This window comes from Cochleicola gelatinilyticus, from assembly GCF_001637325.1.
In the GTDB taxonomy this organism is placed as follows: domain Bacteria; phylum Bacteroidota; class Bacteroidia; order Flavobacteriales; family Flavobacteriaceae; genus Cochleicola; species Cochleicola gelatinilyticus.
The window spans coordinates 62557-82724 of the sequence record NZ_LRXL01000001.1 but is presented as its reverse complement, the minus strand read 5'-3'; the positions used below and the strand labels follow the sequence as shown (position 1 = coordinate 82724).

Annotated in this window: 18 protein-coding genes; 6 read left to right on the top strand and 12 right to left on the bottom strand. The window is 37.3% G+C overall.

Annotated features, from left to right (window positions below; translation table 11 throughout):
• Positions 1-26: 26 nt before the first annotated feature.
• The 7 genes from ULVI_RS00365 to ULVI_RS00335 all read right to left on the bottom strand — a co-directional run bounded on the left by ULVI_RS00365 (position 27) and on the right by ULVI_RS00335 (position 6193).
• Positions 27-2000, bottom strand: a complete 1974-nt coding sequence (locus tag ULVI_RS00365; RefSeq protein ID WP_068588189.1) for a DUF3857 domain-containing protein — start codon at positions 1998-2000, stop codon at positions 27-29.
• A 66-nt stretch (positions 2001-2066) separates the two neighbouring features.
• Positions 2067-2441, bottom strand: coding sequence for a ribosomal maturation YjgA family protein (locus ULVI_RS00360; RefSeq protein ID WP_068588187.1), 375 nt, complete (start codon positions 2439-2441; stop codon positions 2067-2069).
• Positions 2438-3037, bottom strand: a complete 600-nt coding sequence (locus tag ULVI_RS00355) for a DUF1361 domain-containing protein (protein ID WP_241780937.1) — start codon at positions 3035-3037, stop codon at positions 2438-2440. Before ULVI_RS00355 ends, ULVI_RS00360 begins: the two co-directional genes overlap by 4 nt.
• Positions 3038-3090: 53 nt before the next feature.
• On the bottom strand, positions 3091-3861 hold the full coding sequence (locus tag ULVI_RS00350) for a SanA/YdcF family protein (protein ID WP_241780936.1): 771 nt from the start codon (positions 3859-3861) through the stop codon (positions 3091-3093).
• A gap of 29 nt (positions 3862-3890) precedes the next feature.
• A complete protein-coding gene (gene creD / locus ULVI_RS00345; protein ID WP_068588182.1) occupies positions 3891-5234 on the bottom strand; it encodes a cell envelope integrity protein CreD in 1344 nt (447 codons plus the stop codon).
• 57 nt (positions 5235-5291) lie between these two features.
• Positions 5292-5582 (bottom strand): winged helix-turn-helix domain-containing protein, encoded by a 291-nt coding sequence (locus tag ULVI_RS00340; RefSeq protein WP_068588179.1) that lies wholly within the window; start codon positions 5580-5582, stop codon positions 5292-5294.
• A complete protein-coding gene (locus ULVI_RS00335) occupies positions 5582-6193 on the bottom strand; it encodes a hypothetical protein (protein WP_068588176.1) in 612 nt (203 codons plus the stop codon). The genes ULVI_RS00340 and ULVI_RS00335 overlap by 1 nt, the downstream gene beginning before the upstream one ends.
• Positions 6194-7073: 880 nt before the next feature.
• Here ULVI_RS00335 and ULVI_RS00330 point away from each other — a divergent pair.
• Positions 7074-7436 carry a DUF1801 domain-containing protein gene (locus ULVI_RS00330; protein WP_068588173.1) on the top strand — a complete coding sequence of 121 codons (363 nt, stop codon included), beginning with the start codon at positions 7074-7076 and terminating at the stop codon, positions 7434-7436.
• Here the strand turns inward: ULVI_RS00330 and kdsA are convergent.
• Entirely contained in the window at positions 7427-8245 is an 819-nt protein-coding gene (gene kdsA / locus ULVI_RS00325; protein ID WP_068588171.1) for a 3-deoxy-8-phosphooctulonate synthase, read from the bottom strand. The genes ULVI_RS00330 and kdsA overlap by 10 nt on opposite strands.
• A gap of 454 nt (positions 8246-8699) precedes the next feature.
• Here kdsA and typA point away from each other — a divergent pair, with 454 nt between their 5' ends.
• From typA to ULVI_RS00305, 4 genes are all read left to right on the top strand, one after another.
• Positions 8700-10493 (top strand): translational GTPase TypA, encoded by a 1794-nt coding sequence (typA, locus tag ULVI_RS00320; RefSeq protein ID WP_068588168.1) that lies wholly within the window; start codon positions 8700-8702, stop codon positions 10491-10493.
• A gap of 321 nt (positions 10494-10814) precedes the next feature.
• Positions 10815-11021 carry a hypothetical protein gene (locus ULVI_RS00315; protein WP_068588166.1) on the top strand — a complete coding sequence of 69 codons (207 nt, stop codon included), beginning with the start codon at positions 10815-10817 and terminating at the stop codon, positions 11019-11021.
• Positions 11002-12393 (top strand): nodulation protein NoeA, encoded by a 1392-nt coding sequence (locus ULVI_RS00310; RefSeq protein ID WP_068588163.1) that lies wholly within the window; start codon positions 11002-11004, stop codon positions 12391-12393. Before ULVI_RS00315 ends, ULVI_RS00310 begins: the two co-directional genes overlap by 20 nt.
• A 10-nt stretch (positions 12394-12403) precedes the next feature.
• Positions 12404-13888, top strand: coding sequence for a sulfatase-like hydrolase/transferase (locus ULVI_RS00305; protein WP_068588160.1), 1485 nt, complete (start codon positions 12404-12406; stop codon positions 13886-13888).
• A 299-nt stretch (positions 13889-14187) separates the two neighbouring features.
• Here ULVI_RS00305 and ULVI_RS00300 read toward each other — a convergent pair whose 3' ends face one another.
• Positions 14188-14913: a glycosyltransferase family 2 protein gene (locus tag ULVI_RS00300; protein ID WP_068588157.1), complete on the bottom strand. Its 726-nt coding sequence runs from the start codon at positions 14911-14913 to the stop codon at positions 14188-14190.
• Between the two features lie 132 nt (positions 14914-15045).
• On the opposite strand from ULVI_RS00300, the gene ULVI_RS00295 reads away from it, so the two are divergent.
• Positions 15046-16548, top strand: coding sequence for a glycosyltransferase family protein (locus ULVI_RS00295; protein ID WP_068588155.1), 1503 nt, complete (start codon positions 15046-15048; stop codon positions 16546-16548).
• A 28-nt stretch (positions 16549-16576) separates the two neighbouring features.
• Here ULVI_RS00295 and ULVI_RS00290 read toward each other — a convergent pair whose 3' ends face one another.
• From ULVI_RS00290 to ULVI_RS00280, 3 genes are all read right to left on the bottom strand, one after another.
• Positions 16577-17995: a hypothetical protein gene (locus ULVI_RS00290; protein ID WP_068588152.1), complete on the bottom strand. Its 1419-nt coding sequence runs from the start codon at positions 17993-17995 to the stop codon at positions 16577-16579.
• Positions 17996-18012: 17 nt separating this feature from the next.
• Complete coding sequence (locus tag ULVI_RS00285) at positions 18013-18759, bottom strand: glycosyltransferase family 2 protein (RefSeq protein WP_068588150.1); 747 nt, start codon at positions 18757-18759, stop codon at positions 18013-18015.
• A gap of 116 nt (positions 18760-18875) precedes the next feature.
• Positions 18876-20168: a hypothetical protein gene (locus ULVI_RS00280; protein ID WP_068588148.1), complete on the bottom strand. Its 1293-nt coding sequence runs from the start codon at positions 20166-20168 to the stop codon at positions 18876-18878.

Below are 20168 nucleotides of genomic sequence, written 5' to 3'. Positions count from 1 at the left end.
AAAATGTTGCTTCAGTTAAGGTGGTTTTACACCTTTTTCAAGACGATAATATCTTTATTTTGAATGTCGATCACATTCTGAAACAACTTTTTTAAAGATTCATAGTCAGAAGGGTCGAACTGGTACTCCTTCAATTTAAAATTGAAACGTATGTTAACGACAGAACCCATTTGGTTGTAAACTACCGTAGCGACTCCAGCACCATCTGAAAGTTGAATCGCTTTGTTCTCCGGTAATTTTTCTAGTTTATAGGTAGTACCCAAATCAAGAGAGATAAGATAGGTATTGATTATAGGATATCCCAAATCTACTGGATAGGTTCTCTCTTTTAATTTAAAGGGGTTCTCTTTAATATATAAATCAAAAAAATAGGGGGAGAGGTATACCTTTTCGCCTACAATGTCTGTCTCTAAGGTAACTGAATAATCCAATTTTAAAGGCAGATCTAGTTGTTTTACATTATCGATGTTAAATTCGGACAGTTCCCAATTGGAGTTTACCATCTCAATGTTCTTTATATTTTGTGTTGTGGACGAATTAGAAATCTCTCTTCTTTTTTCTGTACCTAGATAGCCCAGGTAACTTTCATTTAGTGCGCCTTGAAACGAGCCATCATTATTTGCTTTTAATTTCGCATTAACATACAGCACATTTTTTTTATGAGGCGTTAAAGGAGTCCAATAACTTCCTTTTTTAAAATCCATGACACGTCCTCGCATGTTTAAATCGTTAAAAGGTAACACTCCAAAAGGTGTTAATGGGTCGATCGCATCAAGCAAATAGGTTTTAGTAGCAATGGTAACTTGAGCTATAGAATGATTAAAATCGCTTAGCACTGGATAGTCTTCCGTAGGGATCCCATAATCACGACTAGCAATTAATACCAGTTTAGCATCTAGATTGGCTGCATTTAACGCATTGATTAACGCTAGATTAATTTCAGAATTATTTCCCGTTTTATCTTTAAAAGCATCTTTTACTCTAACATCATCAAAGACATGCCATTCTCCATTCCATTTTATAGTGTTTTGTATAAATGTATATATAGCTTTGGCACGCTCTAAATCATCATGGATACTCAAAATTTCTGTGGGAATATTTTTTTCAAAATACCCGCTCTTGCGTAATTGTTTGCCACTATCACGTTCTTTTTTAAACTCAGCATCTACATCCTCCCAAGAGCGAAGATAATTAGATTTAACCCCGTCGAAACCCATCATTTCTTTGAGCTCAAATTCGATGCCCATAAGATAGTTTTCTTTAGAAAGCATATATTTTTCTTCCTTAAAGGCCGGAACATTTTTCATTGCGAAGGTTTCGATACCCTGACTAGCCGAGGTATACCCTCTAATGTGAAAAGATTTCTTTTCTACCTTAGTCTCATGAATGTCTAAGGGGCGATTTGCTCTAAGAATTTTTCTAAACTCAAAATTTCCGGGAATTTTAGATGTAAATTCACTGTATAATGTTGGTAATTCATGCTGAAATTTCCAGTTGTCAAACCGTCGCGTAAAGGGCGAACGAATTGAATATTTGTATTCGATCACACTTCCATCTTTAACATCGGGAAATGCAAAACGAACCAAATCAAAATTTTCATTATAATTCTGAGTGTAAATAGCGCTTGCTTTTACATAGTTTTTTATGTTTTGGTTATGCGTCACAGCCTCTATAGATTCTATTGTTTCCTTTGCTCTGTCTGCCTTATAAAGTAATATCTCGATAGAAGATCCATTAAACTTTGCAGCATCTAATACGACTATTTTTCGATGAACTTCTTTCCTAAGAGCAATATAATTTTGATCTTCCATGAGCTCATAGTAATTGTAACCACGTTCGTATATAATAGCAGCAGGGGCATCTCGGTCGGCTATTTTAGCCAATTCGATTTGTTGTTTAGGTGTAGTTGTACCAAAAGATAATGGGGGAGGGGTTTGTGCAAAGCTGTTGAGGTGTATGCTAAGAAAAATTAAAAAAAAAGAAAATTTATAGGAATACATAGAGTAAGACGTTATGGATACTAACTAGTGCGCAAAATATCACTTTTAATTTTATTTAAAAGGAGGTTAAAAGATATTTCTTCGGAAACATTTGATTTCTAAATAAATAAGTAAATACCCTAAACTATACGCTACTAAATCCCATACATCGAACGTACTTCCCATACTAATTTTTACGGCTTCAGAAGTGATCTGAAGCTTTTCAGAAATTTTAAATGCTTGTAATACTTCTATTGTAAAAGCTATAAACAGAACTCCTAGCGCAATCTTTTCCGAAGCAATTTTTAAAAATATTTTTAGAAAACAGAACAGTAAGAGTACGACCAGTACATCCCCAACGAAACCTCTTACAAAGGGATGAAATTTCCATACAGCAATTGCAATTTCTAAAAGAAGTAGCAACAAGGTCCCCCAGACGTATTTTTTCTGAAAGTGAATCATTTTTTCGGAACTGCAAATAAAGATTGTAATAGGTAAAAACCAAGGGTTAAGAAAACACCAAAGATTGTGGTGAAAGTCCAAACTTCCCAATAGTCCATTGGTTGAATTATTAGTACTTTAATCGCTCTAAAAATAAGAAGTGGCTCCAGAAAAAGATCCCAAGAATTAAAACGTTGAAAGCGACCCAGATATATTCCAAATCCAGATAAAAAACCGATTAAAATGATTACAAACGTTGTGAATTTTTTTCCAAGGAAAGGATTTATTACCAACGATATATCTTTTAAAGACAGATAGAAAAGTAGCATGCCGTTAACTGCAAAAGAACTCACTAAGAGCAAATCGTACCAAAAAGGAATTTTTGTTCCAGTTTGTAGATGTATAAAATCGGTCATGATATAGGGGGCGTTAGGTAAAAATAATAACCAAATACTACCTATTATTATAGTTTTATAAAGGTGAATAGTGGGATTTAATTTTAGCCATCGACTAAGGAGAAAAGGAATGATTGCCAGAAATAAATTCCAAATTAAAAATAAATAAAACCCCGATTGTGTAATAATAACCCTTGCAAAAAGTAATACAAGGCTAAACATTATATTTAGAAGTAAAGGGGTAGTGAGTCTATTCGCATAAAGCTGTCGTAACATCATAATATTTCGATTTTAGAACCTAAGAATTTTGGTTTTTTATGAAAAAGTATGTCTAATATGGCTTTGGTTCTGGCAGCATATTCTCTGGAATTAATAGTTAAGGGGAATACACCATTTACATCTTTAGAATTATAACCAATTACCTCCAATCCGTAATTCTTAGCCAAATAGATAGCGCGTTGGTTGTGCCATTTTTGAGAGATAATGGTATATTTTTTTAATCCAAAAACTTTTTTAGCGCGAACCACCGAGTCTAAGGTGCGGAAACCCGCATAATCTAACACAATCTTATTTTCGGGAATGCCAAGGCGCATAAGATCTTCTTTAAAATATTGAGGTTCATTATAGCCTGCCACTCCATGATCCCCACTTACTAAAATTACTTTTATCTTCCCCGCTTTAAATAAAGCTACCGCAGCTTCGATACGATGTGTGTAATATTTGCTAATGGTGCCCGATTTTAGGTATTTTCCCGTGCCCAGCAGCACGCCTACCTTATTTTCTGGGATACTATCAATATCATTAAATGTCTCATGCACGGCAGTTTGAGTAATGACAAGTTTTGAAATTAACAACACATACAATCCCATTTTAGACAACCAAATTACGGCAAGGGCGAAATATCCTAATCGGTGTTTTTGTTTCGAGGTATAGTGCGTTCTCCAATACAACTGTATTTGTACTGCCATCCATTCTATAATCAGTAATGCTATTTGTAGGGAGTGGCTTATTTTAGTTCTAAGTCTTTTAATAAGAAGTGTTTTCATGATTTTCTTTTTAAAGTTTATAAAGAAGCTTATTCATTTCCCCAATCTATTTTTCTTGAAGCGAACATGATAATAGCGAGTATGACGAACAGACCAATACTTCCAGCTAGTAAGGCATAGTTTTCTAATTGAATGATCACATAAATAAAACTATACAGCGATGCTAATGAGGTACCAATAAGTAAAGGGAATTTAAATCCTTTTAAAATCGCACGGGAATACACTGTGATTAATGCTAGTACAGAAAGTGCTGCAATGAGATACGCTTTAAAAAAAGTACTGTGTTCACTAATCGATAGGAGTAAAGTATAAAACATTACTAAAGCAATACCAATCATTACATATTGAAACGGATGAATATAGATCTTGCTCACAAGTTGAATGAGCAGAAAAACAAGAAGGGTAATCCCAATAACCATAAAACCGTATTTGGCTGTACGTTCACTTTTTTGATATTCATCCACGGGAATTACTAGGGTAGTTCCAAAGGCGTATTCTTTCAGATCGGGAAGGTGTCCAAAAAATGCTTGTTCAAACTGTCGATTAATCTGTAGTACTTTCCAGGCAGCACTAAATCCTTCCGAAGAAATTGTTTTTGAATCGGAATCAGGAAGGAAATTTCCATCGAAACTCGGAGAATGCCAATTGGAGTTCATCTGGGCAGTGGTTTCTTTTCCGATGGGAATAAATTGCAGGCGTTCACTACCATTTATTTCTAAATGAAAAGAGAAAGGAATCGATTTCGTTGCTTCGGAAAGCCCCTCGATGTAACCACTTTGTATCGTGTTGAGGTAATCGGTTGCATATTGTGGCGTCATTGATAGCGCTTGTTCTTGCATATAAACCACGGGTGTATTGCGAATTCCTTTAAGGTTTGAGGTTTTAATGAGCACGGTGATTTTATCCCAGATAATATGTTCTGAAGCAATATCGGTGGTAGCGAAATCGATGGCAGGAAAATTTCCTTTTACTTCCATTGATGCTGTGTACACGACCGATTCGTAAATGCTTCTATTGCGTTCTTGAGTAGTTACTTCTGAAGTGATGTCGAGTACATCGGGAAAAAAATAAGCATATTTAATGGTTTCTTCATTTGTGGTTTTATACGTTTTGGTGTCTTCTTCATAGACCCTCACACTTTTGAAGGTTTTATACGGAACTTTAATAATCGGACCTGATACTATTACTTCATTTCCCCACTTGCTATTTATCTCACGAACCACTTCTGCCTGTCGGAACGATCGCTCAGCAATAAGACTTTTTACAAATTCTAACGGTATGAGTAATACGATTAATAAAAATCCTACAATAAGCATGCGTGCTGTAATGGAGTTTCGTAACCAGGTTCCAAATTTTCCTCTTTTGCTTTCCATAATTATAGTTTTAAAGTACTTTGAATTTCAAAGTGAATGAATAAAAAAAATGCTGTTTTATTTTTTAATTAATTTTTCAAGGGCGTTAATGTGTTTAGTAAATTCGGCTTTTCCTAATTTCGTAGTGCTGTATCGTGTATTGGGCTTTCGACCAATAAATTGTTTTTCAACCAAAATATATGCTTCCTTCTCTAATGCTTTAAGATGACTAGCAAGATTTCCATCGGTAACATCCAGCAATTCTTTAAGGCGGTTAAAATCGGCATCTTCATTCACCACCAGAATAGACATAATGCCCAACCGAATTCGGTGATCGAATACTTTATTAATGTTATCTATAATTCCCACTAGACACTTCTTTTCTCTTGCAAATACATTACACTACCATAGATAATATGTAGCAATCCGAAACCAAAGATCCAAAAATAAAATCCGTATCCAGGCAAAGCAGCACAAATTAACCCGGCAACAATTTCTCCATAGCCGAGATATTTTACATTTCCAATAGTATATTTTGATGCATTTACCAGTGCTAGCCCGTAAAATATAAGCATGAGCGATGCCGATAGACCATAATGTTGACTGTTTAGTTTGATAATAATGTAGATTCCTCCGGTCACTAACGGAATAAGAAAATTTAGAAGCAGTCGTTTGGTGGTAGCATCCCAAATGGGTTCGTTATTTTTTTTAGCTCTTTGTGTGGTAATGATATATGCTGTTACAATACTTAGAATGGCGATCGCAGCAAGTAAGGCGAGGAGCGCTTTAAAGTTCACACTATGTACCATAAGATATTCATCGGGATCTGGGAACAGAAAAAAATAGGCGATAGCTGCACCAATAATAGCGTATAAACCTGCAAAAATTCCCGAAAGTCCACTAAGGGAAATAAAGCGAGATGACCGATTCATCAAATTTTTAATCTCGCTAATGTCTTTTAGATAATCTTGCTCGCTCATAAATAAAGTACTTTGAATTACAAAGTAAAATCTTTTTTCTGAAACTGCAAAGCGTTTTTTTAAATTAGTTATTAGGGAGTTATTTTGTACGTACGTTTAAAAAGAGTTAATACACTATAGCGCTTTTTTTTGGGGTATGTTTCTTATACTAAATAAGATAGTGTTATTGAAACACGTAAATAGGAAAAACCCCTTTTTAGAAATAGGCAAAACCCCCTTGATTCCAAACCACTTTCATTGCATCTTTGTATAGCTTAATTAATTGGGGAGTTAATAAAAGCAAATATGAAAAGACTGTTCAGAAATGAATGGTCTTTTTTTTATCGTTTTAAATGACATCTTAAAATTGCACAATAAAATGTTCAACTGGAGTGTACAGGAAAAACCCTATTTAAAACAGGGGTTTTTCCCTGTTGATTTACTCCTTGTAATTTCGTATATTATTAGTGCTTAATTGACTGGGGAGTTAATATAAGCAGTGTATAAAGGTTGCACTCATCGTAGGGTAGCCTTTTACATGTTTTAGGGGGTAAGTTTCGTTGCTTTTAATTCTTTTCTAAATTTTCATTAAAGACATTATCCGAGTTTTAATAGGGGAAAAACCTATTAAAACTTAGGGAATAACCTCTTGAAACACCCTTAACTATTATGCATCTTTGTATAGCTTAATTAATTGGGGAGTTAATGAAAGCACTATGTAAAAGCTATTCTCTTTGAGGATAGCTTTTTACATATAATAAGTTTTTACTGATTTTTATAAACTCTCCTTAATAGCGTATATTTGATTAGCCATAAGAACCCTGTCTTATATTCTTCGAGAGGGTTTTTTAATTATATCTTTTTAGAAAATCTTTAAAAGGATAGGTTTAATTAAGAAGCTATGAACCCCGCTGAAAACTCCATTCTTGAAAAACCAGAACCTTTTCGTTCTATCTTACTCCATATTAAAGCAGTAATCGAAGACACCATTCCAGAAGCACAATTGGTGTACAAATGGCGCATGCCTTGTTTTTACCTCCACGGAAAACAAATGTTCTGTTATCTGCACCAATCGAAAGATTATGTAGATCTGGGATTCTGGAATGCAGCACACTTCACCAAACACACCAAGCATTTAGTTTCTGAAAACCGTAAGCGTATAAAATCACTCCGCTACAAAACACTTCAAGAGATTGATGAAACTATTTTAAGAGAAGTGCTTACTGAAGCGTATTCTGTAAAAGACAAAAAATTTTATAGTTGATTGATGGTTTTTCGAATTGCAACCAGATCGGTTAGCAGTTTTTCAAGTCGGTTAAGGTCGAGCATATTAGCGCCGTCGCTTTTAGCATTTGCTGGATCGAAATGTGTTTCTATAAACAATCCATCAACTCCAGTGGCGATTCCTGCCCGAGCTATTGTGCCGATCATTTCCGGACGTCCACCTGTCACCCCGACACTTTGATTGGGCTGCTGTAAACTGTGCGTTACGTCAAGCACAGTAGGCGCGTACTGCTTCATGGTAGGTATGCCACGGAAATCCACAATCATATCCTGATACCCGAACATGGTACCTCGATCGGTGATCATTACTTGATCATTCCCACTATCGGTTACTTTTTTAACAGCGTGTTGCATGCTCTCCGGACTCATAAATTGTCCTTTTTTAAGATTGACTACTTTGCCTGTGTTAGCCGCTGCAACCACCAGGTCGGTTTGGCGCACCAGAAAAGCAGGGATTTGAAGGATGTCAACATATTCGGCAGCCATAGCAGCATCGCTCACTTCATGAATATCGGTTACCGTTGGAACCTGAAATGTTTTTGAAACTTTCTTTAGAATTTTTAAAGCCTTCTCGTCGCCAATTCCTGTAAAACTGTCTATTCGACTACGATTCGCTTTTTTAAAACTTCCTTTAAATACGTAGGGGATTTGAAGCGCATCAGTGATACTTACAACTTTTTCGGCAATGCGAAGTGCCATTTCTTCACTTTCAATAGCACAGGGTCCTGCGAGTAGAAAGAAGTTGTTAGCTGACGTGTGTTTTATATTAGGAATAAGAGTAAGATCCATAGTTGCGATTTAGACTGCAAAGATACAGAAATGTAAACTTATTGGTTAATGTGTTTAAAGGTTTCGTAAGGGATTTTTTGAGAGGTGTGGTTTGATATTTTATGGTTTTGAATTGCTGTTCGTGCTTCATGTAAGAACACCTTCTTAATTCGTTCCTAGGGAAAACTATTGTTTAATGATATTGCTTTAAGAGGGGCCAGAGATTATTTTAAATTTCTATAATCCCGCAATAGGGATTGAGGCGGCATCCTTTTTTACGTGGTAAAAAGCTACAGGTATCGATGTTGTTAAACTCAAAAAAGATACAGCCGAAAGCCCGACGCATCGAAGCAGTGAGGCACGAGCGCCATCGATGGGGATTGCCCAAATTAACAACATGTTAAATAAAATCGTAATATGACGTGCAATCCATTAATAAACACTACTTTTGCACCGCCTAAAAAAGGGCTTTGTTATGAATGTAAAAAACATCGCAATTATTGCACACGTTGACCACGGTAAGACAACACTCGTGGATAAGATCATGCACCACTGTAGTTTGTTTCGTGAAAATGAAAAAACGGGTGAGTTAATTCTTGATAACAACGACTTGGAACGCGAACGTGGAATCACGATTACTTCCAAGAATGTTTCGGTTGTGTATAAAGACACAAAAATCAATATTATCGATACCCCTGGTCACGCCGATTTTGGTGGAGAAGTAGAACGGGTATTGAATATGGCCGATGGTGTGTTGCTATTGGTGGATGCTTTTGAAGGACCTATGCCACAGACGCGCTTTGTACTTCAGAAAGCAATCGATCTTGGTTTAAAACCGTGTGTTGTAGTAAACAAAGTAGATAAGGAAAATTGTACGCCCGATGAGGTACATGAAGCAGTTTTCGATTTAATGTTCGAATTAGGTGCTGAAGAATGGCAGTTAGACTTCCCAACCGTATACGGTTCTGCGAAGAACAACTGGATGAGTGATGACTGGAAAGATGAAACCGATTCTATCGAACCTTTATTAGATATGGTATTGGAGCACATTCCTGCGCCAAAGATCGAGGAAGGAACGCCACAAATGTTAATCACTTCTCTAGATTATTCTTCATTTACGGGTCGTATTGCAATTGGTCGTTTACAGCGTGGAACGTTGAAAGAGAACATGCAGGTAGCGTTAATGAAACGTGATGGAACGGTAACAAAAACAAAAATTAAAGAGATTCATACTTTCGAAGGCCTAGGACGTTTAAAAGTACCACAGGTAGAAGCAGGGGATATTTGCGCATTGGTTGGTTTAGATAATTTCGAAATCGGTGATACGGTTTGTGATATTGAAAATCCAGAAGCGTTAAAAAGTATTGCGATCGATGAGCCAACCATGAGTATGTTGTTCACGATTAACGATTCTCCTTTCTTCGGAAAAGACGGTAAGTTTGTAACCTCACGTCACATTAAAGAAAGATTAGAGCGCGAGCTTGAAAAGAACCTTGCGTTGCGTATGGAATCTACAGATAGTGCTGATAAATTCATGGTCTTTGGTCGTGGTGTATTGCACTTATCGGTTTTAATTGAAACCATGCGTCGTGAAGGATACGAATTACAAATTGGACAACCACAGGTAATTATCAAAGAAATTGATGGTGTTAAATGTGAGCCGGTTGAAGAAATGACGATCGATCTTCCAGAGAACGTAAGTGGTACTGCCGTGAATATGGTGACTATACGTAAAGGAGAAATGACAAGTATGGAAGCGAAAGGTGACCGTATGATCTGTAAATTTATTATTCCATCACGGGGAATCATCGGTATGCGTAATCAGTTACTTACTGCTACGGCAGGTGAGGCGATCATGACACACCGTTTCTTAGAATACCAACCGTTAAAGGGTGGTATTCCTGAGCGTCAGAACGGAAGTTTAGTTTCTATGGAAAAAGGAACTGCAATTCCGTATTCTATCGATAAATTACAAGACAGAGGACGTTTCTTCGTGGATCCGGGTGAGGATATCTATGAAGGTCAGGTGATTGGTGAGAACACGCGTCAAGATGATATGACGGTGAACATCACGAAAACTAAAAAACTATCGAATGTACGTTCTTCGGGAGCAGATGATAAAGCGAAGATTGTTCCAGCAATTAAATTCTCTTTAGAAGAAGCATTAGAATACATTCAGAAAGATGAATACGTTGAGGTAACTCCAAATTTCTTACGACTTCGTAAGATATACTTAAAAGAAGTAGACCGTAAACGTTATAAGTTCTAAACAGTAGAACTTTAAAATGTATAACGCCTTATTTTCAAATAGAAAGTAAGGCGTTTTTTTTATAAAATATCGCTCCTTAAGAAACCGTTCTAACCCTTTACAAGAGAAGATTGTTTTTAGCTCCTTTCCTTGAGAGAAAGGCCGGGATAGGGTGTTTCAATATTATGATAAAAAAGGGATACGATACTATTTTATAGTTGTAAGCTGAAAGTATCTGACTTTCAAATTTCGTCTTTTAACCTTATTGTTTTTGTCATAAAATAATTATCCTTTTCTTTGCACGTTACTAAAGAAGTGAAAGACTTCAGTTAAATTAAGATTATGAATTTCTTATATTTTGATCCGGGATTAGGAGCGATGATCGTTCAAGCAGTGGTTGCTGCTGCTGCAGGGATATTGCTATTTTCGAAAGGGGTGATGTACAAGGTAAAGGGTTTCTTCGGATTGAATAAAGAGGAAGAAGATCCATACGATTCGATCGACGTGGAAGAAAAAGAGAGCGAAACCGATGCCAAAAAAGACAACTGATTTTCATGAAGCTTCGTTCCGGGATCCTTCCGGTGCCATGTTTTACGATGAAAAGGTGCTTCGTCGCCGAATTAATCCTATTTATTTTCCGCAGTACACTAAACTAAAGGAAAGTGGTTTTTTTAAGACCTTACACGATAACAGTTTACTAATTTCTCATGAAGAGACAGCAGTTTCCGAAGCAGAAATTATCATTACGCCAGAACCCATTCCGTTTATTACCAATCCCTACGAATGGAGTTTCGAACAATACAAACACGCAGCATTACACACGCTTAAGCTTCAGAAATACGCCTTGTCGAAAGGTTTTATTTTAAAAGATGCTTCTGCGTATAATGTGACATTTCATAAAGGCGCACCTATTTTTATCGACACCTTATCCTTCGATTTCTACGAAGAAGGAACTCCGTGGCGCGCTTACAAACAATTTATTACACACTTTTTTGGTCCGTTGGTGTTGGCAAAGTACCACGGCAGCGAGATCTTTAAAATGATGCAAACCCATATTGATGGACTTCCAGTGAAACTCATCGCTTCCATGCTTCCGGGAAAAACCAAATTGAGCACAACACTGTATACCAACATTCATTTGTTGGCGAAGATGGAAAGCAAACACAGCGAAGATTACAAAGCAGAAACGAAAGTTGCAAAATTATCGCGAAAAGGGCAGGAGAATGTAATCGATAGCTTATATAATTACATTAAAGATCTGGAGTTAAAGGAAGCTTCGGAATGGGGGAATTACTACACAAAAACCAACTACGAGCAACAGGCATTTGAAGGGAAAAAGACACAAATACAAGAATGGGTCTCACTTCTGAAGCCACAACGACTCATCGACATCGGTGGAAATGATGGTACGTTTGCCCGTACGGTGCTTAAAAATGTTCCCGATGTCATTGTAACCGATATCGATGCGAATGCCGTAGGGCAGAACTATGAGATGGCACGGAAGCAAAAAGAGAGCAATATGCTCGCCTTTGTGTGCGACGTTCTACAACCAGCTCCCGGAATAGGATTTAACAATACCGAGCGCAACTCGTTGATCGAGCGCCTACATAATTATGCGCCCGATGTAACGATGGCTTTGGCATTAATTCACCACATTACCTTATCGGGAAATGTTCCTTTTGAAAAGTCAGCCGAATTTTTTGCGAAATTTTCAACGCATTTAATACTCGAATTTCCTACCCGAGAAGATTCATGGGTGGAGTCGTTATTGGTGCGCAAGCGGGAATTTATCAATCATTTCGATTTTTATAATGAAGTCTCGTTCGAAGAAGGATACCAATCGTATTTCACAATCGAAAAGAAAGTAACCTTGCCTGGAACAAAACGCATTCTTTATTTACTGAAAAATAAAACACGATAGCGTTCGCTTTATGAAAGAGTACTTCACAGCGAAAAAAACACTTCCCATACTTGCAGGTCTCGCAGCAGGATTATATCCCGTGTTATTTTATTACTCCCGTAATTTTGAACGTGCCAAATCCTGGGACCATGTCTTTCATTTTGTGCTGTTTTATATCATATTTTCTGTTATAGCTTTTACAATTGTCTATCGGATTTTTAAAATTAAATCACTTGTCCGCTACAGCAAATTTGCACTTCCTTTTTTAAATATCACAGTCTTTCTTTATTTTCTGAAAACATTCACGTTTGTACATCCCGAACGAAAGATCATGGTGGGGATTCTCGTGGTAGCGGTGTTGTTCTCTTATTTTCTTAATAAACATTTTAAAAAACTTCTGGCATTTCAGTTTATTCTTGCGGCCATTGGCTTATTTAATGTGCTACAATTGATCTATGAAAAAATCACCTACGACGACTCGTGGCTGGAACAACCTGATGCTATTGAAGAGGTCGTGTTTAAAAAGAAACCGAATGTCTACTTTATTGAACCTGATGGATATGTTAGTTTTTCTGAATTAAAAAGTGATTTTTACAACGTGGAAAACAGCGAATTTGAAGGGTTTCTGAAGCAAAACAATTTTAAAACATATCCCGATTTTAGAACCAACTATAAATCGACATTGGCTTCAAACAGTGCGGCGTTCTCAATGAAACACCATTACCATAATTTTGACGCGGATTTCGAAGAAGTAGAAAATGCCCGGCAGATTATTATTTCAGACAATCCGGTGCTGAATGCGTTTAAAAATAACGGATATGAAACCTATTTCCTTTCAGAAAAAAAATACTTGCTGCTCAATCGTCCCGAACTAGGCTACCATCATTCTAATATCGATTACGACGATATTCAGTACCTACACAACGACATGGGTCCCGATGAACTTATTGTTGAACCGTTTTCCGATTACCTAAACGATGGAATCGATAAACCCAAATTCTTCTTCGTAGAGATCTTAAAACCTTGGCATATTAGAACAGGAAAAGGCAATGAGTCTGGCCCAGAAGTGGTCGCATCGGAACGGCAGAAATATATTGACCGCCTTCGTGAATCGAATGCCATGATGACCGAAATGATTCAAAACATATTAAAAAAAGATCCGGGAGCGCTTATCATGATCATGGCAGATCACGGCGGTTTTGTGGGGTTAGAATACACCCGACAAGCCAATATAAAAACACAAGATCCGCAAATAATAAATTCGGTATTTAGTGCGATCCTTACCATTCACTGGCCGAATAATGAAATTCCGTCGTACGATACAGAATTACAATCACCCGTGAATGTGTTCCGTATTTTACTTTCGTATTTATCAGAAAACGAAACTTACCTTGAGCACTTGCAACCCGATGAAAGTTTTGTTGCAATCCAAGAGGGAGCACCCAAAGGAATCTACAAATACATTAATGACGCTCGTGAAATTGTGTTCGAAAAACAAGAGCCAAAGAACAAATAAAATCTATTCATTTAGAAAGTCTAGGGAAGTGTTTTGCAGCTAATTAATTCAAAGATTATTGAGCCAAAGGGAGATGTGTTGGTGAAATTTTCAAGAAGCGATATCCAAATTCAAACCGCACACATAACTATATGAAATGGACTACTAACAAAGTAGAAAAAAAAGGTAATCTATTTAAAAGGAATCCCCTCCTTGAGAAGGGCTAGGGAGGTGTTTTTAAAGAAATAGAATCATGGTAATGAATAAGTGCTAAGGGTAGCTAATATAGCAGGTAATGTCAGAAAATTAGTTGCATTTGATTACGAAATAAACCGAAGCAAATTATACCGCGTAATACACCAAAGAGCCCAAACTCCATCTTTCCAGTTTATCTTTTTGCCCTCTTCGTAGGTTCTTCCGTAGTAAGAAATTCCCACTTCGTAAATTCGGATCTTCGGAATTCTCGAAATCTTAGCGGTCACTTCAGGTTCAAATCCGAAGCGTTTTTCCTTTAAATCCAATCCCTTTATAATGTCGGCACGGAATAATTTATAACACGTTTCCATATCGGTAAGGTTCAAATTGGTGAACATGTTACTTAGGAAGGTTAAAAACTTATTTCCAATGGTATGCCAGAAAAATAGGATCCGGTGCGGATTGCCTCCCATAAAACGGGAACCATATACCACATCGGCATGTCCTTCTAAAATAGGTTTTAACAATCGTGCGTATTCGGTGGGATCGTATTCCAGATCGGCATCTTGAATAATTATAAAATCCCCAGTAGCCAATTCGATGCCTTTGTGTAAGGCCGCTCCTTTTCCTTGATTTTCAGGTTGTGAAAAGGTTTTAATATCCAGATGCGGATGCGTGGTTTTAAAATTTTGCACCAGTGGTAATGTATTGTCTTTCGAGCAATCATCAACGATTAACAGCTCTTTTTTAAGTCCGCCAGGTAATTGAAGTTCATTGAGTATAGTAAGAATCGATACGATCGTATTTTCTTCGTTATAGGCAGGAATAACAATGGAAAGCGTCTGGTTCATCCGAATAGTTTGTGCGCAAATATAAGAGATAACTTTGAACCTACTTCGCATTTTTTTATTCTTCTAAAGCACCAACTCCTACTTTTATATTTTGAATAATAGTTTTCTAAAAAGGACTATTTTTGAAACCGTATGAGCACAAAAGCTATTCGTTGGAGTATTGCCTTGCTTGGATTAATTCCTCTTGTTATCTGGGGATTCCGGTATATTAACTACGACCTGTGGTACGACGAAGTATATTCGCTGGAACATTTTGCGCTCACAGAGTTTGATACGACGATGTATTACTATCCGGCACCTAACAATCATATTTTTTTCAATCTTACGAGTCAGCTTATTTCGAGGATCTTTCAGTACAGAGATATCTTTGTAGCAAGCGACCATGTATATATCTTCAGAGCATTGCAAGTGCTGGTCACAATGGCAACTGGATATTATGGCGTGTTGTTTCTAAAGCGTTTTTTTAACTTCAGAAATAATTATTTGTTGTTGGTGATCTTGTTCACAACCATTCCATTTATGAATTTTTCCCTGCAACTCCGTGGGTATAATATGAGTTCCTTATTTACGATCATGTTGCTGTATTATGCATGGAGGTATCTTAAAGAGCAAAAACGGTATCAATTAATGTTCATCGGGCTGTCCGTATTGTTGTTGTTATATACCATTCCTTCAAATTTATATGTAGTCGCTTCAGTAGGGTTGTTGGTACTGGTTGAAGGATGGTATCGCTTCCGAAGAAAAGAGCAGCCAGATATAAAACATTCCATCTATGCGTTGGTTTCAATAGCTATTGGAATACTCATTGCGTTTATGCTGTATTTTCCCATTTTGGAAGATGTTATTTTTAATAAATATTCAAGCAGGGAGGCTTATGGATGGTTTCATTCATTCTTTTTATTACTGAAAAGTATTCCCGCCTTTACCTCAAACCGATACCTCTTGGTATTGCTCATCGTTCCTGGAGTATTTTATTTTTTTACTAGAAGTACTTCGGAAGAAAAACAAACTACTTACGGACTCATCACTTTTTTTGTCCTGCCTTTTTTCTTATCATTTATACATCAGAAAGCGCCCTTCGCACGAGTGTTTATTACGCAGGCACCGATCTTTGCACTACTCGTAACGATTTTTATTTTATATTATACAGAACGATTGAAGAAGCCTATTGTAGCAAATATACTTTGGGTGGCAACTTCGGTGTATTGTATTTTTATGCTAGTTTTTGAAATGAATAGAAACGATGCTATAATCGCCGAAGAACAGCACGATGCCGTACAATTAAATCAGGGATTGTACCGAAACTTCTATCTCGCCGATTTCTTTGAGCAAGATAAAACGATACAATATCTTAAAGGAGTTTACAAGGACGCTCCAGTGGTTTTTTACGATCAGGAAGACCGGGAATCTACGGCGATGTACCTACGGAAGTACGACATTTCGTTTCAAAAGATCGATGCGATCGAAGACCTTTCAGAATTTATAAAAACGCATAAAGAAGTGTATGTGTTGACTGCCTTTAAAACAAAAACACTAACTGCTTTTGAAGCACTGGGCGAAACTGAAATCGAAGTGTTAACTCCAGAATATTCGTTTACAAATATTCTTAAACTTACCAACAACAAGACCTTTTAGAACATCAACTGTTGAAGGTCTCTAACAATTATTTTTTCTGAAAGATCACAAAATAGACCCCGCAATTTTCAAACCGTTGCAGTGGTTGATAGTCCGTTTGCAGGAGCGCATGATGTACATCGGAAATATTGAATACATTCGAATACACTACATACTTCTCATGCCCGTCGAAACCATTTAAAAATCGCAGGTCTTCATTTAGGTCGATCATCTCCATGCGGGAAGTATTCGGAAAAAATGAAGCGACTTCGGCAAGATCGATCTCGTTTTGCGCTAAATAAGAAAGCGATTGTTTCCGAAGTGAATAATACGGAAGATGTGCCAGTGTTGAATCCCATCCCTGAGAAATTTTTTCAGGATAGATCCAAAGGTTACCACTAATAAGTATTACAACCCAACCAACCAAAAAGATGTTTCTAAATGCTTTTTTTGTGTGTGGTGAAAAAAGCAGTAACGCAGCCAATAGCCCGGCAATTAAATAAATAGGCAGTAAATACCGATGTGCCAGCAGATCTTTTGCCCAAAGCATATTAATGGGTAAGATCAGTAGCGTTGACAAAAGAAAATAGACGACCAGTTTAATTTTTTCATCTTTTATATAAGCACGTCCTTTTAGTGCAAACAGCGTAAAAAGAAGGATCCAGATAATGATCCTTCCAAAGTCGAAGAGGCGCCAAAACAATATTCCAATATTGTATAGAAACCCTGAAAACGGAACCCGTGCAAAACTTTTCGCCCAAGGAGATTCCTCATGATACCCAATCCAACCTTTCACATAAAAGTGGTACGTACTAAAAGCAAGAAACACTCCTAAAGCTGGGAGGTAGAGCACACTTCGTTTTAATAGATTCCGTGCGATTTCTTTTAAAGGTGCTCTAAAATTTATTGTACAATACAAGTCTAGAGACAACAGGCACAACGATACCATCATACCGCGAAGGCTTATTAAAAACAACAACAAAATGCTTAACGTGAGGAGTTTTTTATTGTTCTTTAAAACGGAATTAACGCCTAAAAGAAAAAAGAAAATTAACGGAACATCGGGAGAGATGAGCGTCAACTGACTTAACAGCGTTGGGTCCAACAACAGGAGCAGAACAACCAATACCGAATATTTCTTCGGAAAAAAGTAGCGGCACACGAGTTCCAACTGCCATAGAAGTCCGAAAATAAACGGAAGCATCGCCAAATGACTTATGAGAAGCGTTTTACCGAAAAGGGACCATAGCACTGCCAGATAGAATCCAAAAACAGGGATGTGTCCGCTGTCTAATGAATCGGGCAAGAGAAGTTCCGAGAAATTGGAGCCTAAAAAGAAATGTGCGTGCTTAGATCCCAGTTGAACCGTGTCCCAAAAGAAAGAATTGTGAGCTGTTACGGCAAATAGTAGGAACACTGCCCCATAAATAATTCCCCGCAACACAGTATTTTTATTCTGTAAGGTCATACAGGAAGGGATCAGGTTTATTTTGTTTTAAAAAGATTGTTTTTAACACCCAAGGTTTTTGCCAGAAAATAGATCACAGAGGTTTTTAAAACTCCCAACCCGTAAATGCTACTTCGTTTTAAATTAATAGAGGAGGCTTCTTCGAAATATTTCGTAGGACAGGTAATCTCTGCTATTTGATAGCCTTGATAACAAATTTGCGCCAACATCTGATTGTCGAAAATAAAATCATCTGAGTTATTTTCATACGAAATGGAGTTTAATACTTTAGCTGAAAAAGCACGATAGCCCGTATGGTATTCAGACAATTTCTGTCGCATGAGGATATTCTGAAACAACGTAAGGCAACGGTTTGCAATATATTTATAGATAGGCATGCCACCGCGCAATGCTCCTTTTCCTAAAATACGGGATCCTAATACCACTTCATACACCCCATTGGCAATTACATAACTCATGGAATGAATTAATTTTGGCGTGTACTGATAATCGGGATGCAACATGATTACAATGTCGCCACCCAACTCCAATGCCTTGTTGTAACACGACTTCTGATTGCCACCGTAACCTCTGTTTTTAGGATGCTTAATTACGTGTTTAATTCCGATGTTAGCAGCGAGATCGGCTGTGTTGTCGGTACTCGAATCGTCCACTAAAATTACTTCATCCACTATATCGAATGGGATTTCGTTATAGGTTTTTTCTAGCGTTTTTGAAGCGTTGTAGGCGGGTAAGACCACCACGATCTTTTGGTTATCTATCATAAAATTTAGTTCGGCGGTGTAATTATATCTCTTTTTATATGAACTATAATTACAAATAAAGACAAAAAAAATTGAAAGCCCCTTCTTTTCAAGTTTCGAAGTCGTCTTCAAAAAAACTACACCTTTTCTGAACCCTTTGCAGTTTCCCAAAATAAATGCAACATTAAGAACAGCACCAGAAAAAACACCCAGTCGTTATAAAAACTGAACCGCTTAATCGTGTGCATCCCAATGGAAACCAATGCCATATTTAGTAGTGTAAGCGTGGTCGCAAGCCAAATGATCTTAACGGTGTTGGAAGGTTTTCTAAAAAGCATCCAACTACTAAATACAAAGAAAATTCCGTAGAAAAGCAGTACGAAACTACTTCCAAAGCCGCTATTAAAATTTTTCAGATTCAAGCTAAGCCATGCTTTCCAGTTCTTAACTATTAACGGAAATGCCATTTGTTTAGTTACTGTGTCAAGCTTTATAAATTTCTCATCTTCGGTGCCGTTTGGAAGCAAAACATTCTTTCCGTAATCGTACAAGGTCCAGTTTGCAATTCGGGAATATTTAAAACGGTAGTATTCTGTTTGATCGATATGCACTACATCGGGATGATGAATGTTCAACGCGCGTTCGTCTAATTTTGCATAGATCGCGTCGAAGAAGTGTTGCGCTTCGGTATCTAAAAACAAGGCTCCGTCGTTTCTATTTGCAACATATACCGCAGGCGAAAGTAAATGAAGTCCGGTCCAAGGCGTTGTAACAAAATGTCCGTTGGTGATCTTATGATAGGTTTTGTCGGTTAACGAAGTGAGAAACGGAACCGCAATAATCATGATAAAAAGCCAACTATTGCTTCGGAAAGTTTTCAGTTGGAAACTAATCCATCCTAATAACAATAACGCTACAGGAATTAAATATAAAAACTGTCCGCGGGTAAGCAATAACACAAAAACGACACCGCTTCCGTAGCCTATATATTTTGATTGATTTCTGAAAAAACCCAGACTGAAAAAATGAACTACAAGCAAATACAAGGGATACGCCAGCGCTTCAGACAATACACTATTAGCATACCGACTTCCAAATACAGCAGGTAACAATAAAACCGCAGCAAGTGCCAAACAGACAATTGCAGGCAACTGAAGGTGCTTCTTTACATTCATGCTCAGCAAATACACCGCTCCGCAAACGCTCAACGATTGAAAAAGCAGCAACGGGATCGAGGTACTTTCAGAATAAAACAATTGTAGCACTAGCGCATACGCAGGCAACCGAATAATCGACTGGTCGATGTACCCATCCGAATCATTGTATAATTCCAGTCCGCCAGTGAGCACATATCCCACCGTTAAAACCAGCATCCCGATAAGGAGATAGTTAAAATAACGTTCTGTAAAAAGCAGTATCGAACCGATCAT